This is a genomic window from Novosphingobium sp. CCH12-A3 (assembly GCF_001556015.1).
Lineage (GTDB): Bacteria > Pseudomonadota > Alphaproteobacteria > Sphingomonadales > Sphingomonadaceae > Novosphingobium > Novosphingobium subterraneum.
Genome location: NZ_LSIA01000169.1, coordinates 1 through 16,173, shown reverse-complemented (window position 1 = coordinate 16,173; position 16,173 = coordinate 1). Strand labels below are relative to the sequence as shown.

Below are 16,173 nucleotides of genomic sequence, written 5' to 3'. Positions count from 1 at the left end.
CTATGGCATTTTATCAGGAGGTTACGTTGATTGACTGCTTCTTTGTCCCGCGACACCCCTTCATCTCACCCGAGTTGTCCGAATGCCTTGCGCTGGCCTCACTTCGGCGCCTCTGGCGCGTGCATGTGCGCGATTATCCGTTTGATAATCTTGGAATTGAACACAATCCGGGGCTCGAAGCGAGCGAGCTGATGCGCTCGTGGTATTCCGAGGAACGCCGTCAGTTCTTGTCGTGGATTAGCCGGCGAGGACACCCTCCCCTCGCCCATGCTGCCAAGCTGGTCATGGCCGCCAAGAACCACTCTGAAGGGTTCACCGAGACCTATTGGCCCGCCGATCGCGCGCTGGAGCGGCTTGACGCGCTGCTACCAAGCCGTGACCCGATGAGCACCTTGCTTGAATGGCTGACGGAACTGAGAACGGAAGAAATCGACTTTCTCGAAGGCGGCAGCGAGATGGTCCAGGTCGGAGGGTTCGCGGTAACACGTATGGCACCGCGTGGGGCGGCCTGGGCGGCATCGCTCGCTGCTGCCATGCGGCCACACTTGTTTGGGCTGGGCTCGGCGCCAATGGCGCTTGCTGGGGTCATGCCGCGGGCTCTGTTCCGTGAACTTCACGAGGAACCCCTGCCCGTCCTATTAGGCCGTGCGCTTCAGGCTACCGCTGAGAGTGCAGCCGCAGACCTCCGTGCCATGCAAAGGGCTCACCTGCAGGCTGAGGGAGCACTTTCAGGCCTGTACGCCTCCTCGACGGCTCCCCTGGCTTGGCGTCTGGTAGCCGGCATCGGACCTCTCACCCGTGCGGAGCTTGCCAGAGGCCTTGGGGTGACCAAGCGAACCGCTTCACAATCAGTTGCGGCTATGGTGACTGCCAGCATGGTCAGCCTTCGAACTTCCGATGGAGCAATCGTCCCAACGGACACGTGAACGTATCATGGACCCCGGAATACTTCCCGGTAGCAAACGCCAATTCGATGATGTGAGGTCGCTCTGCGACGCAGCAACTGTTCTACGAACTTTGTCGCCCTGCCTGCGTCGGCGAAGGATAAGATGCGTCGCTGTCCACGCGTTCCAATCCGCCCCCACGAGAATTCAACAATCGTGACACCGAACAGGTCCTGGCTTCGAGATATGACGTACCGCCTTGCAACATTGAGATCGGGATCTTTGGCTTCGAGCCAGATCTGACATTCCCTTTGTCCAACCTCTAACATGCGGAGGACTATGCGATAGCCACGTGAAGTTAGGCCAATCGGAAGTTTGAATCACAGGTCCCTGTCGTGATTCACGGAATCGATCTTAAGGCTGTGACCAGCGCTAATCTGCCGAGTTGCCATTCTGGTGGAATGTACGCATCGCACGCAAAGCGGTCATCGTCGAAGGGATATGTCGGCCTTCCTTAATCTTGAATCAAATCAATAACAAATCCGCCGCAGGCGTGAACGTTAGGGGATTTAGATTCTAAGGTTAAGAGGTTACCTGCTCGTGATCAGCCTGCAAACTCCTGATTTCTCGCGAGTCGGGGCGGCTATGCCGAATCTGAAAACACGATGTTCGGTTTCTGATAGCACGACCGCCAGATTCTAATAACACGTCATCTGATGCCCGATCACACGTTCGCCACCTCCCCGCCCTGTTGATAACTTTGAAAGCGCGGCTGTGAGCGTGAGGCCAGAGGATCAGTTAGCGTTCCGATTCACATATGATGCGCCGATCCCAAACTTTCTGATCCCCCATTTGCTCCTAGGCTGAAACGAACGTGTTTTCGGAAATGTGGTATTTCCGGTCGAACGTGTTTTCAGGAATGGTTTTTGGAGGCATTTTCCATCGTCCAGATTGAAGGCCGACCTGTCGGGTTTCTGGATCGCAGTGACTGAAGTGGAGCCTCAGGCGATCTGCCAGCTGGCTTGAGCGCTGCACAGTAGATCGCTGATTTCAGTCAAAGATGGACGGCAGAAGCACGGCTGTAGGGTCTATGCCGGTACTCTTGGGCCTAGTCAGCGATTTATTTACCTGGCGCCGAACGTAGACGCGGTCCTCTGATCGGGCGGGCTAAGCGAAGTGATTCCCGAAAACACGTTCGCTAGCTGCCGTGCATGATGAGACTGTTCTTATTCTTACGATAGATCGCTATGCCTGCGGCAGAGCGTAATCAGGCCTGAAGCCGAGCGGCAGCTCTACCAGCGCGCCGGGCGCCGCTACCAAGTCCTGCAGAAGGTCGCGATCTTCAAAAGCCCGGAAGCGTATGCTTGTTGCGCTCGTGGTGCTTCTTCATGAAGCCGTAGAACCGTTTCGAGTAGTTCCTTGGCAACTCATGCGGATTGCTGTTCAAAAAGGAATCGAATTGCCGCATCAGCACATCGAGATCCCAACCAGGACATTCAGCACGGATGGCCTGATAGATTTCGGGGTCAAGAGTGTCCTGAGCGCCCCCTCCCCTTCGTCGTGACTGAGATTGGCTCGCATTGCTGTCCAATGCCGCTGATGCATCGGCTTGCTGTTCGGGGCGCAAGCTCGCGCTTGTTGTTGCAAGGAGCTTGCGCACGAGGGCAGGATCAACGAATTCCTGCGGAGGGCTGACCTTGGCTGCCTTTTCGGGGGTTGCGCGCTGAATGCGCTGGGGTCTGCTCTCCGTGGCGACAGAGCCACTATGTTCGGTTTTTCCAGAAGGTTTTTCGAGATGGCGACGCATCACCATCTTTAGCTTTGGACGCGGCGTCTCTGCTCCAATGACCTCCAGACTGATATCCGGCAGGTTGTTAGCTCGCGCCAATTCAAGAATCTTGTTCTTGAACGAGGGTAGGGAGCTTTCGCTGCCGCTTTTCTGATGAAGAGTTTCGAAGCCAATCGTGAAACCTTCTGGCCCATTGCCACCAGCGTGCTTGCGAGCTGCGCGGTAGAGCCATTTCCCAAGTCCGCTCGTTATCTCGAAATACAGAGGCGAAATCGCAAGGACATTTCGCTTGTCCATGACCCCGTCGAAGAACCACTTAGAAAGCGTGATTTCCATCCCAAGCGAACGCTGGGTTCGCTCATCAACGAGATGAGTATAGCTATCGATCCACGAAAATGTGGTCTCGCGGGATTTGGAGTTCGCTCGGATGTTCGTCTTGATCGTCGTGGCCTGAAGGCGATCAAGCGCTGCGATCAGTCGCTCATAGGCGCGCCCGCTTACACCCCAGCAGATTCGCTTGAGAAGATCGCCAGGTTGAACACGAATGGTCGGCGACAGGTCATTGTCACCCCGCTCGCGCAATTCGTTGAGGTGGGACGCCAGATAGATCATGATATCTGCATCCCAGATGGTCGCCATCCCATAGGCTGGGTTGGCTGATACATGCACGGTGACCGACTTGTCCGGACTGAGGTACTCAATGGGTTTCAGGCGCTTCTTCTTCGAAAGGCTGAAGAAAGGGCGCTGCATGGTCTCCTGATAGTCCCGCAGCGAGATATCGCTGAAATCAGGCAGCGTGAAGAACATCTCGAACTGCACCCGGCGACCGGAGGAGGACTGATCTTTCTCGCTCACGTTCTTCGCCTAGTAAATCTGCCGCTGTCCCACATGTGGGACAAGTGAGCTAAACATATGAAATAAAACGATAAAAGCCACATTTTCAGAGTGGTAAAGGCATGGCCATAGGTGGGTCCAAAACCCTCCTTCATGGGGCAGGCCTTTTCAGAATCTTCGCCTTCTCAATCAGAGGGCGCAATGCATCAAGGATTTCGTCAGCGCTCAAATCAGTGGGGTTGATCGTTATCGTGAGCCCTCGTGCACGATCCTTTTCGATGACACCAATGGACGATCCTGCGGCTTCGATTACGGCTTTCTGGGCACGGCCAGGCCTGCCCGAAACTGCCTTGAGCAGACGGACAACAACCTGAGGGCCAGAAATTGGCTCTTCGTCTCCGGATTGCCGGAAACTTTGTTCCGCAGCGATTTGCTTTGCTGCTTCCTCCATCCTGGGGCGCAGCGATGGGTTGCGTATGGCTGGAAGAAGCTTGTCACCGTACCGGACCTGAAGTTCCATTGGCGAGGCAAATGCGCTTACGATTGTTTGCGGGATCTCTGTCAGGCCGATGTACCGGGCGAGCGTAGATTTCGAGATCTTCACGCGTTCAGCAAGCCGTGCCTGAAGGCCATCGTAATAGGTGTCGACTGCTGCCTTGTAGTTCAAACCGCGTTCTAAGTCTGAGATATCTTCCCTCTCGCGGTTCTCGATATCAGCAAGGCGGAACGCAGCTTCGTCATCGAGATCTTCGATAATCGCTACGAGCTCGATATCCGGGTAGTGATTGGCGTTGAGCCACGCGACAGCCCAGTGACGCCTTGTGCCAATGATCAGTTCGTACTGCAGCTCACCTTGCTGCTTACGACGCACGACTACTGGGATGCGGTTCCCGTTTTCTGCTTGGATCGACTCAATCAGAGATCGCAAACGGGGTTCGGTGAGCTGTTCGTAATCACGGGCGTTTCCCGGCCAGATCGAACATTCTGCAGGTTTGAGCCGGATGGTCGGGCGCTTGACCATCCGCGCTGCTTCCGTGAAGCCTTCAAGCCGACGTGTTGTGAAATTGCGCGATGCAGTTGCCCCTGCAGCGTCCTTGGCTTCAGAGACGGAAGGCTGGTCAGGGGCAGGGGAGGCGAGGGCCTCGCCAATCAATGAACGACGGCTCACGCTGCAACACTCCCTGCCGTGTCAGATGACCGTCTCGAAATGCTCTTCGACGGCCACTGCTCGTGTATTTCGTTCAGAACTTCTCCGAAGACTGCGTTGAGATTGTCCCGGCAACGCTGGTAGGTTGCGTGCGCAGCTGAAGGCTTGCTTTCATAGATCGACCGGAATGCTTGAGTGGCATTCTTGATTTCCTCAGAAGCCAGAATTGGCTGATTCAGCAGGAAATTGGCATATGTGGCCTTCATCATCTTCCACATGTCGGCTTCACCTGGCTTGCTGGGGGTGTAGGCCGAGCAGACGACGCGAATGAACCCATAATCAACAGGCGTTCCGTGATCCTCGAGGATCTCGATATTCTCGGCGATGGTGTCCATGAAATGGATGGTTGAAAGATAGTCGAGCTGCCTTGCCGGAACCGGGATGAGCATACCTGTTGCGGCGGCCATCACATTGAGGCCCAGGAACCCCATGGCCGGCGGAGGATCGAGCAAGACGACGTCGAAGTCCTTGATGATACTGTCGATGCCAATTCGGAGACGCTGAAGTCCCTCGCGCACTGCTTGTCCGCCCTCCGTCAACGTTGCCGTGAGGTCCCACTCTGCATCCTGCAGGCCAAGGCTTGACGGCACTATTTTGATTGTAGGCCAAGCGGTTTCTCGGATTGCCTTCCTGAAATCATCGAATGTACTGCGAGGCGACAGGAAGTTTCCTAAAGTCTCCTCTTCATCGATAAGTGCTTCGGGCTGGATGTCGAACATAGTTGTCGTTGACGCCTGCGGATCGCAGTCGATCACGAGAACGCTATATCCGTTCAGTGCGAGAAAATCGGCGAAATGCTTGGTAATCGTACTCTTGCCGACGCCGCCCTTGAAATTCTGCACGGCTACTACGACCGCATTCTCATGGGCTAGCTTGCCCGGATGAATGTTCAGCGCCTTGCGAATATGAGTAAGGTCTTCGAGCGTGTAATAGCGACGGCCATTGTTAAGCTGCTTCGGAGGCGCGAGACGTCCCTCCTTCTCTGCCTTGGCAAGCGCTTCAGGCGTTCTTCCGACCAATTCCGCTGCCGCCGTAGGCCCAAACGTGATATCCAGGACCTTGCGTTCATCAGGTTTGAACACCACAGCTTTGACCCGATCGCGCATCATTTCGCAGGATCTGGTCATATTTCGCAGTGTGTTCACGGTGTAGGACATGCGTCTGCCTTTCGATGAATCGCAGTTCTGCGACCCAGTTCGTGTTTTATGATCATTTTCGGCGGTAGAAGTCAAACCGATATCTTCGGGATGGTGCCGGTCCCGAATCCTCGTCGCTGCCGGGCACCCCTTGTCGCATAGCCCGTAGTGATCACGGGCTCATAAACCCGAGGCGAGAGGGAAGGGGGATGACCTGATGCGGTTCAGCATCAGGAGCAGACCGTGACCGACCTATTTGAACAATCCAGCCAGAAGCTGGACGCAGCAATCACCGAAATCCAGAACGCCATCGCCACCGGAATGGCGAACAAACAACGCCTGTTTGAGACGATGAGCCAGCTCTACGGGGAGGGCTCCGCAAACGGCGCCTGGAGCCAGAGGGACGCCTTTGACCTGCTCGAGGCGGCATTGACGCGCCACATGGCCGGACTCCTGAGCAAACCTCAGATGCTGACCCAAATTTCGGAGATCAGCGCGCTTATCGAGGCGCTGCCGACACATACGGTCAGAAGTGAAAACCAGCTCAGGTACCAGCAATTCTCGACGCCCGCTGACCTCGCAGCGCTATCCGTGATTTTGGCGCAGCCGCTTGCAACCGATATCGTTCTTGAGCCGAGCGCCGGACATGGCGCTCTGGTGGCAACTTTGCCCGATGTCCGCGCATTGCATCTCAATGAGATCGATCCGCGCAGGCGGGAGAAGCTGGCTCTGCTGTTCCCCCAGGCCACCACCACGGGGATCGATGGAGCCATGCTGGCATCGCATCTCGACGCTGCTGTGCAGCCCAGCCTGATCCTGATGAACCCGCCGTTTTCCCGCTCAATGGGACGAGGAGCAGACGAGTTCGCGGCTGTGCGTCACCTGCGCGCTGCCATAACGCGGATAGGGCAGGGGGGGCGGATCGTCGCGATCATGCCGGACTGGTTCACGACGAGCGCGAAGCTTGCGAAAATCTACGACGACACCTTCGCCTCTTGCACGGTCCGCACATCAATCCGCCTCGATAAATGCTATCACAAGCAGGGCACTAGCGTGGCTGTGCGCTTGTACGTGATCGACAAGATCCCGGGGCAAACCAGACCAGCAGTTTTGGCGCGGGAAACGGTTGCAGACGTGGCGTCTGCGGTTCCAATCATCAAACGCGTGACAGCCCAGCCCGACTGCGAACCGCGCGCGGTGCCGCCGAAAACAAAGCCGGGCGCGCTCTTCAAAGCCATGCGGGCAACGCCGATCACAAAGCCCGTCAAAGCGAGGGCAGCCCAAGCGCCCAAGATCGAAGCACTGGCGTTCAGTACCCTGGACAAGCCGCGCGTTCTCGGTGAGCAAAGCGGGGTCTACATCCCATACCGGCCAAGCCGGATCGACATTGTTGGTGCACGCGAGCATCCGACGCCGCTCGTCGAAAGCGTGGCCATGGGTTCGATCCCGGCACCGATCCCGGATTATGTCCCGGCGCTGCAGGATCGGGTTTTGCAGGAAAGCCTGCTATCCGAGGCCCAGATCGAAACTGTCATCTATGCTGGGAACGCGTGGCAGCAGTATCTGCCTGGCCAGTTCGTTCCGGCTGAAGAGGGCGTAGGCCTCCAACTCGACGAGCAAGGACGGGCCTATCGCAAAGGCTATTTCCTCGGCGATGGCACGGGGGCAGGGAAGGGCAGGCAGATCGCCGCCTGCATCCTTGATGGATGGCTTGCCGGACGCCGGAAGGCCATCTGGGTATCGAAGAACGAGAGTCTGCTCGAAGACGCGCGCCGCGACTGGAGTGCCATCGGCGGCCTTGCTGCCGACATTCAGCCGCTTTCGAACTGGAAGATCGATCAGGCGGTTCCGTTTCGCGAAGGAATCCTGTTCGTCACTTACCCGACCCTTCGGAGCCAGCGTCAGGATGCCACGCGCCTCAAGCAACTACTGGACTGGGCGGGCGAGGATTTCGACGGTGTCATCGCCTTCGACGAGAGCCACGAGATGGGCGGGGTTGCGGGAGGCGAGGGCGCCCGGGGCACGAAAAGCGGATCCTTGCAGGGCATCGCCGGCGTACTGCTGCAAAACAATTTGCCCAATGCCCGGGTTATCTACGCCTCTGCAACCGGGGCCTCGGAGGTCAACAACCTTGCCTATGCCGTGCGGCTCGGTCTGTGGGGACCGGGCACTGCGTTTGCCAACCGCGAAGATTTCATCAGCCAGATCAGGGCAGGGGGCATCGCAGCGATGGAACTCGTGTCGCGCGACCTCAAGGCACTCGGGCTCTATCAGGCGCGCGCGCTCAGCTTTGCAGGGGTCGAATACGACATCCTGAAGCATGATCTGACCGCCGAGCAGATCGCGGTCTATGATACTTATGCGGATGCCTGGGCGATCATCCATCAGAACATGGAGGAAGCGCTGGAGCTCACCGGCGTGGTCGATGAAATCGGCGGCGCAACGCTCAACAGCGGCGCAAAAGCTGCGGCACGCAGCCGGTTTGAAAGCACCAAGCAGCGGTTCTTCAACCAGCTGCTGCTGTCGATGAAGCTGCCAACGCTGATCGCTGCCATCAATCATCATCTGGACCGGGACGAGGTGGTGGTGGTTCAGCTGGTCTCGACTGCCGAAAGCATCCTCGATCGCCGTCTCGACAGCCTTTCGCCAGAAGAGCGCGCGGAGCTCGACCTCGACCTCAGCCCGCTCGACGCTGTGATCGAGTACCTCGAACGCGCCTTCCCCACGCAACAGATGCAGGTATTCGTCGATGATACCGGCACCCAGCGCTCTGCACCGATGTTCGACGAGGAAGGCCGTCCCGTCCACAACCAGACTGCGATCGCCCGCCGCGGCGAGATGATCGAGCACCTGTGCGCCATGCCGCCGATCAAGCCAGCGCTGGACGGGATCATCGAGCACTATGGCCCGGAGAAAGTCGCCGAGGTGACCGGGCGCAGCAAGCGGCTCATAACCCAGAGCGACGGGCAGCAGCGGCTCGAGACCCGCTCGCCGCGGACGAACCAGTCCGAGACCGACCAGTTCATGGATGGCAGGAAGCCGATCCTGGTCTTCAGTGATGCGGGCGGCACCGGGCGGTCCTATCACGCCAGCCTCGATGCAACTTGCCAGAAGCGGCGCATCCACTTCCTGCTGGAGCCTGGATGGCGAGCCGACCGGGCCATCCAGGGGCTGGGCCGAACGCACCGGACGCATCAAGCCAACACGCCGCTGTTCCGGCCTGTGACCACGAACTGCAAGGGGGAACTGCGGTTCACCAGCACCATTGCGCGCAGGCTCGATAGCCTCGGCGCGCTTACTCGGGGCCAACGCCAGACGGGCGGGCAGAACCTGTTTGACCCTGCCGACAATCTCGAGAGCGAATATGCCAAGGCGGCCCTCTCGACATGGTTTGCCTTGCTGGCGGACGGCAAGCTCAAGAGCGCTACGCTGATCGATTTTCAGCGCCGCAGTGGGCTCAAGATCGTCTCCGACGATGGCGTGCTCGAAGAGGACCTTCCGCCGATCCAGCGCTGGCTCAATCGCATCCTCGCGCTGCCGATCGGGATGCAGAATGCGATCTTCGAGGAGTTTCTGGGGTTGGTCGAAGCGCGGGTGTCAGCAGCGCGCGAGGCCGGATCGCTCGATGTTGGCGTCGAAACCCTGCGGGTTGAACAGGCCGATATTGTCGAGGACATAGTCCTTCGGACCGATGAGCGAACCGGCGCCACGTCGCATTTGCTGCAGCTAGCCCTCAAGACCAGAGCACGGCCGATCTCGCTTGAGCGTGTCCTTGAGCGCCGCGACTATGCCGACGGCTGCATTCTGCTCCACAATATCAAGAGCGGGAAGGCGGCCTTGGCCGAACCTTCGCGGCACTTCATGACAGAACAGGGGGATTTGATCCGGCGGGTTATCCTCCACCGTCCGCTTCGCCGCGAATACCACCACTTCGATGACCTCGCCGAATCCGCATGGGAGGAAGTCCCGCGCAGGACCTTCGAGAAGCTGTGGCAAAGCGAGGTTGCGGAGCTTGCCGAACGGCTAACGACGGAGACCGTGTACCTTGCGACCGGACTTCTCCTGCCGATCTGGTCGAGCCTGCCTATCGACTATCTGGAGGTCCGGCGGATCGTGGACGAAGAGGGCAGAAGCTGGCTCGGCCGTATGGTCCACGAACTCGACGTGGCGAAGCTGCTCGAGAAATTCGACATTGCCTCCACCGTTGAACTCAGCCCGGAAATGATCATCAGGTCGCTCGGCGAAGGCCGGACAGTCCCGATCAATCAGCCCTTCGAGGCGACCTTGAAATGCTCCCGCGTGGCAGGCGAGCAGCGCTATGAAATCGTGGGGGTCCCGCCTGAACAGCTGCCTTGGCTCAAGAGCATCGGCTGCTTTACGGAAATCATTGCGTTTCGCACACGGGTGTTCATCCCGACAAAGGCAGCGCTGTCGGTCATAGGCGCGATGTTTCGAGCATGATGAAAAGCAATGCTGGGAACATCGATGCCGGAGCCCTGACGTCCCACGGTTTTCCTCTTGGTCTGCACTATCTGTGCAGCATGGAAGGCCACGAAGTGGGGCATTCCTGTCAGTGTCGGTGGCGTTTGCTAGCAACGGCTCGCGCCAGAATCAGATGTTTCCTGCTTGTTCGCAACGACGAGTGAGGCTGGCCGGTTGGGGAGGGCGACAGTGCTCGTAGCACCCTCGGCGCAGCCGAAGCCGATCAGCTTCGACAGTTCGGGTCAGTCGAGTGGATGGAGTCAGCGACGTGACCGCATCACCGACACCGCTGCCTACTTCTTTCTCAGCGTCAGGGTGTTCGGCCCCAAAGCCTTTGCAGGTACGGCAGGCGGTACCTGAACTGGCGTGGCCCCCGCCGCTACAGCGGTCTGCGCAGGTCCGAACGCAGCGCCCAGAACCTTTTGCACTACCGCGAAGATCGCGGTCAGATCGTGCGGCTCTACCTTGGGAAAGACAGCCTTCCCATTGTGGACCAATGGGCGGAGGCGGTTGATGTTGACCGTGTAGAGATGGTCGCAGACGACATAGGCGATCCGCCCTGCAGCCTGCCCTTTGGGATTGGGATTCCTGGAGAGCTGATGAAAGTTCGTCCCCGCTTTCTGCTGCGCGCTCGTAACGGGCAGGATAATGCAGGTGTCGTGTAGCGAATTGGCCGCGCGAATAACAATGCCAGGGTGCTCTTTCACGAACTCGGGCGCATAAGCGTCGTGCGGAAAATCGATCCAATACATTTGGCCCATGCGCGGTCGGCTTACGATACGCCGTTCGCGGCGGCTGATTGGCACATAGCCCGCTTTGATGATCTCATGATGCAACGGAAAAGGATGCCCGGCTTCCGTCAGTAAATGGGCCACGTCCGGCATGTTTGTGAAATCGATCGGCACATAGCCCTGTGCCAGCAACTCTTCGTCTGTCGGGATTGGCACATAGCCCGCTGCAAGCAGTTCGGCCTCGGTCGGGAACGGCACTTCCATAGTCGGCTGATCATCTGAATTGTCGTCATTCGGCATGGAGAGGCTGCTTTTTCCCGGCGGTTGGTTGTCTCATTGCGGCGTGCTGGTATTCATTGGTCGACTATATTCACCCCGTAGCGCATCGAGTGCTATTTGGGTGTAGCCAGCTTCGTAGATTTCGATCTGGGTTCGGCGCTTGTAATAGGAAAGCCGACGACCCGGCGTATCCGCCTCGATCCGCATACGCGCCACGCCCCGGATACCTGGCGCGCGACGATGCTGCGCGAGGGTCACTAACATGTCGATGCCATAGCGTTCGAGCAGGTTGCTGCGCTCTTCAGAAAGATTGGCCGCAGCGTCGAGCATCGTGCGGGTGAGCTGATAGACATCGTCACCCTCACCCTGATGATACAGGGCGCCGGGATCGACTGGAAACAGCGGCTCGGCATCCGATTCCTCGCTGTCGAAGATCCATGCTTCATACCAGACGGCCCCGATCTTCTCGAGCATCGCCACCCGCGCCCAGAAATCCCCCCAGGCTCCATCCTTGTTGCGGCTTTTCGAGCGATGATAACTCGCCCAATCACCTTTCGCAGACTTCGACCCACCGACGAGGCGAAGTGCCCAAACGGAATGGATGCCGATCTCAAAAACCTTTCGAGCAGGATAATCGTCGGGCGGGGTCTGGCTCAACGCGCCGATTGGCACACCGAATGTCGCATCGAGCTGGACCAAACCATAGAGGTCCACCAGCATTCGCAGTAAGAGCGCGTCGCCGGTCTCGCGGACACGGCGAAGCATTGAAGCCTCAGTTTCAATTCCCGTTACCAACGCGACCGGCAGAAAGATGGGGTCGCTGTCGAGAGGGATCGGCTGCAGGCGATATTGCGGATAGAGCTTCGTCGAGCGGTCGGTGTGCGCAACGAACCCATGCTGGATCAGCTCGTCGATCGCGACCTTGGCCCGTGGCTTGCCCATTCCTGCATGCTGTTCGCAAGCCTTGGTCGACCATTTGCTGAGCTGATGGTCGCTGCCGGTCCCGGCAAGCAGCACAATATATGCGGTGACGAGGTTCAGCCTGTTGTTAGTCTCAACCTCCCATAGGCGTTCCCATGCTGCGCGATCAATGGCAAGAAAGTTGCCGCCTCGCCCCTTCCCCCGAATGCGATCGGCACCGACTGATTCGGCTTCACGGGACGCCGAATCGTCCAAAGGCGCATTTTTCGATCGTTCCACGAGGGCGTGGTAACACGTCTTTCTGTCCCCATCAAGGTATTCAATGCAATCAAGGGTATCAAGGCAATCAAGAACAATGGAACATATCAAGGGAATCAAGGAAAATGGATCATGCCGTATAACGGCCTGGCTCGCAAGGAATGTCTGAAATCAGGGACTTAGGATTCAAACGCGAGTTGAATTTTAACGCCTTTGGCCTATATAGAACTCACAGCTCAGGCTGCTCGGCTTAACGGCCTTTTGGAATTACACCGCAAGGTGCTCGGGGAGAGCTTCGCAAGAGGCTCTCCCCTTTCCTCATCCAGATTCCTTTAGCATCAAGCGCTTTCCGATCACCGATCGCGCATTGTGCGTTCAGCTCTCGCCTTCAGGCAGGTGCTGTCGAGAAGCGATGAAAACTGCCTTTCAAAGCTCGACTAGCTAACGTCGCATTCTGGCTCAAAGCCGGTCTGGTTACGCCGCGAATGGTGGCCATCCCAGAATCGCGAGCTCCAACCCTTTCGGCATTTTGTTCTTTTATGAGTCGCTCCGTCCAGCTCAAGACCATGTTATGCTGTTCACCCTCAGGGGAGAAGATGGTCAACTCTTAGTCCTGCGTGAAACGCAGATCGGAAGGGGAGGGGGAGGGGATGTGTGCCCGGGTGATTGCCGGGTGCACATCAGGAGCGACCACGATGCTTATTCCCTTTTCCCGGCTCTATCTGAGCGATGCCAATGTGCGCAAAACGCGCAGCGAAGAAGACGATATCCAGCTTTCCGCCGACATCGAAGCGCGCGGCCTTTTGCAGAACCTGCTGGTCACCAGGAGCAAGAAGCGCGGCAAGTTTGCCGTGATCGCCGGTGGCCGGCGATTGCGGGCCATCGAGATGATCGTCACGCGCGGTGCCTGGGCCCCCGATACCGAGATCGAATGCAAGCTGCTCGAAGGCAGCGAAGAGGAAGCAGGCGAGGCCTCGCTTGCCGAGAACTTCCAGCGCGTCGGGATGTCACCGGCTGAGGAATGCCGGGCCTTCCAGCACTTTATCAAGGAAGGCAGCGACGTTGCCGCGGTCGCCAAACGCTTCGGCCTCACCCTGCGCTTCGTGGAAGGCCGCTTGCGGCTAGCGAACCTTGCCGAGCCGATTTTCGAGGCACTCGCCAAAGGCGATGTCACACTCGAGATCGCCAAGGCCTACGCAGCGACCGACCAGCACGAGGTGCAACTGCGGGTCTTTGAGCAGATGCGCTACGCCTATAACCCAAGCGCCGATGCCATCCGGCGTATGGTGGCGAACGGTTCCATGCGCGGCAATGACCCGATTGCGCTGCTGATCGGCGAAGATGCCTATGTGGCCGCCGGCGGGAAGATCGAACGCGACCTCTTCAGCGAAGCGGCAGATGATCGCTGGATCGACATCGAGATCGCCCACAGGCTTGCGGCCGAGAAAATGGAGGCCGAAGCCCAGCGGATCGCTGCTGAAACTGGCCTTGCCTGGATCAGCCCAGTGGCGTCGACCAATTCATGGCAGGCGCGCAGCGAAATGGGCGTCAATGCTGTCCGGCTGCCGCCCGCGCCGCTGTCCGAAGAAGCACGAGCCCGAATTGACGCGATCGATGCCCGCATGGAAGAAATCAGCGAGATCATCGACGAAGGCCATGAAGGCGGCCCTGAAGGCGACGGGGCCGATTTCGGGCAGCTCGAGGCCGAGTATGAGGATCTCGATGCTGAGCGCAGCGACCTCAATAACCCGGTGCGCGAACTGCCCGAAGAATGGCGCAGTGAGGCCGGGCGGTTCCTGGTTCTCACCACCCGCGGCGAGATGGTGCTCGAGGCCGATTACTACAGCGAAAAGCGCCTGTCGTTCGAGACCGATGAGAATGGCAAGGTGACAGCGACGGCCGAAGAGCCGGTGTCAGGTTCCACCAAGCGCGGTAGCGCTGCACCTTCCAGACCCGAGGCAGTTGCGCCGGGCACGGAGAAGCCGATCAGCGCCCGTCTGTTCGACGAGCTTTCCGTGCAGCGCCGTAATATCCTGTCGGCATCCCTCCTCAGCGATGCCGGGCTCGCGCTCGACTTCGCCATCTTCGCGCTGGCTGACAGCCGCAGCTATGAAAGCCGGGGAACCTCGATCAGGGGCGGGCACCCCAGCGATCCGGCGACCGGAGAACTTCCGCAGTCCACAGCCGAAGGGATTCTCGCCGAGGCCGAAAGCGCGCTCGACAAGGCATGGCAGGAACATGGGTGTGCGGCGCAGCGCTTCATTGCCTTTCGCGAACTTGCCGACGAAGCCAAGGCGGCGTGGCTCGCCTATGCGGTGGCCATCTCGCTCGAAGCCAAGAAGGGCTATGGTTCGGAATACCATCCGATCCATGCCGTCATCGGCAGCATGCTCGACATTGACGTTGCAGCAATGTGGCGCCCGACAGCCGAGAATTTCTTCGACCGGGTGAGCAAGACCTCGTGTCTTGCGGCACTGACCGAAGTCGGCGGCAGCGATCTTGCGGCGCGTTATGCCGCATCGAAGAAGGCTGACCTTGCCAAGACCTGCGAGACGATCTTCGCCGGCAAGGCGATCATTGAACAGGACGTCAAGGAAGCAGCGCTGGCCTGGCTCCCCGAAGGCATGAAGTTCACGATTGGTGCCAACCCCGCTGATCCGGTCATCCCGGACACCGACGAAAGCGCCCCTGTCTCCGGCGCCTGCGATGGCGATGGCGCTGAACCTGAAGCTGAAGCCGATAGCGAGGCCGACGAGCTTATCAATGACCATCAACCTGAAGTCGCCTGTGAAGAAGCGGCGGTAGCCGCCTGAGGCGGCAAATCACCCCTCCTGATGACCTGGCCCGGCCACTCGCCTGAGTGAGCTGGGCCTCTTTTTGTTGAGGAGCAGGCCAATGCGCCAAAGACCCAAGCGCGACGTCGCGCAGGAAATCACCAATCTGATCATCGCTACAATCGAGGCCGGAACGCTGCCCTGGCGCCGGCCCTGGAAGAAGACTGGGATGGGCGGAGCGCCGCTGCGCGCGGCAGGCGTCCCTTACACAGGGATCAACCGCCTCTATCTTTGGGCGGTCGCCGACCATTATGGTTATGGCTCGCGCTACTGGATGACCTGGCGGCAAGCCATCGAGCTTGGCGGAAAGGTGCGCAAGGGCGAGACCGCCGAGCCGAGCATCTACTTCAACAGCACGAAGAAGACTGCGATCGACCAGGCGACCGGCGAGGAATCCTCGAAAACAATCCGGTTCATGCGCGCCTACAGTGTGTTCAACGCATCGCAAATCGACGGGCTGCCGCCGCATTTCTATCCGAGCCCGGTGCCTGAAGCGCCGCCGACGCCCTCGCAGAAGGCCGCTGCCATCGAGCGCTTCTTCTCACCCGTTCCGGCTGACATACGCCTCGGCGGAGACCGCGCGTTCTACTCGCCGGGCGCTGATTATATTCAGCTTCCGCACCCCAATGTCTTCAACACCGAAGACGGGTTCGTGGCGACGAAAGCGCATGAACTCGGGCATTGGTCGGGCCATGCCTCGCGGCTCGCCCGCGAGTTTGGCAAGCGTTTCGGCGACAAGGCATACGCTTTCGAGGAGCTGGTGGCCTTATCTGGACAGTCTGCACCGTGCCTGACGCACCATTGAACGGTATGTTCTT

10 protein-coding genes are annotated in these 16,173 nt (G+C 58.8%); 4 read left to right on the top strand and 6 right to left on the bottom strand.

Going from position 1 to position 16,173, the window contains the following annotated elements; translation table 11 throughout:
- The coding region (locus AX703_RS27950) for a hypothetical protein (RefSeq protein ID WP_062344767.1) at positions 1-926 on the top strand (926 nt) is incomplete at its 5' end.
- A gap of 5 nt (positions 927-931) precedes the next feature.
- Here the strand turns inward: AX703_RS27950 and AX703_RS26655 are convergent.
- The 4 genes from AX703_RS26655 to AX703_RS13515 all read right to left on the bottom strand — a co-directional run bounded on the left by AX703_RS26655 (position 932) and on the right by AX703_RS13515 (position 5,871).
- Positions 932-1,213 (bottom strand): WGR domain-containing protein, encoded by a 282-nt coding sequence (locus AX703_RS26655; RefSeq protein ID WP_082660524.1) that lies wholly within the window; start codon positions 1,211-1,213, stop codon positions 932-934.
- Positions 1,214-2,226: 1,013 nt separating this feature from the next.
- Complete coding sequence (locus AX703_RS13525) at positions 2,227-3,480, bottom strand: replication initiator protein A (RefSeq protein ID WP_082660526.1); 1,254 nt, start codon at positions 3,478-3,480, stop codon at positions 2,227-2,229.
- Between the two features lie 178 nt (positions 3,481-3,658).
- The gene (locus AX703_RS13520; RefSeq protein ID WP_058803371.1) at positions 3,659-4,675 is read right to left on the bottom strand and encodes a ParB/RepB/Spo0J family partition protein; all 1,017 of its coding nucleotides are present in this window, start codon (positions 4,673-4,675) and stop codon (positions 3,659-3,661) included.
- Positions 4,672-5,871, bottom strand: coding sequence for an AAA family ATPase (locus AX703_RS13515; RefSeq protein ID WP_058803372.1), 1,200 nt, complete (start codon positions 5,869-5,871; stop codon positions 4,672-4,674). The genes AX703_RS13520 and AX703_RS13515 overlap by 4 nt, the downstream gene beginning before the upstream one ends.
- A 222-nt stretch (positions 5,872-6,093) precedes the next feature.
- On the opposite strand from AX703_RS13515, the gene AX703_RS13510 reads away from it, so the two are divergent.
- Complete coding sequence (locus tag AX703_RS13510; protein ID WP_058803373.1) at positions 6,094-10,311, top strand: strawberry notch family protein; 4,218 nt, start codon at positions 6,094-6,096, stop codon at positions 10,309-10,311.
- Positions 10,312-10,625: 314 nt separating this feature from the next.
- Here AX703_RS13510 and AX703_RS13505 read toward each other — a convergent pair whose 3' ends face one another.
- Positions 10,626-11,363, bottom strand: coding sequence for a type II toxin-antitoxin system PemK/MazF family toxin (locus AX703_RS13505; protein WP_062344765.1), 738 nt, complete (start codon positions 11,361-11,363; stop codon positions 10,626-10,628).
- Positions 11,364-11,396: 33 nt separating this feature from the next.
- Entirely contained in the window at positions 11,397-12,542 is a 1,146-nt protein-coding gene (locus AX703_RS13500; RefSeq protein ID WP_066646897.1) for a hypothetical protein, read from the bottom strand.
- A 674-nt stretch (positions 12,543-13,216) separates the two neighbouring features.
- Here AX703_RS13500 and AX703_RS13495 point away from each other — a divergent pair.
- Positions 13,217-15,334, top strand: coding sequence for a ParB/RepB/Spo0J family partition protein (locus AX703_RS13495; protein WP_058803376.1), 2,118 nt, complete (start codon positions 13,217-13,219; stop codon positions 15,332-15,334).
- 82 nt (positions 15,335-15,416) lie between these two features.
- Positions 15,417-16,160 (top strand): ArdC family protein, encoded by a 744-nt coding sequence (locus tag AX703_RS13490; protein WP_062344763.1) that lies wholly within the window; start codon positions 15,417-15,419, stop codon positions 16,158-16,160.
- Positions 16,161-16,173: the final 13 nt, after the last annotated feature.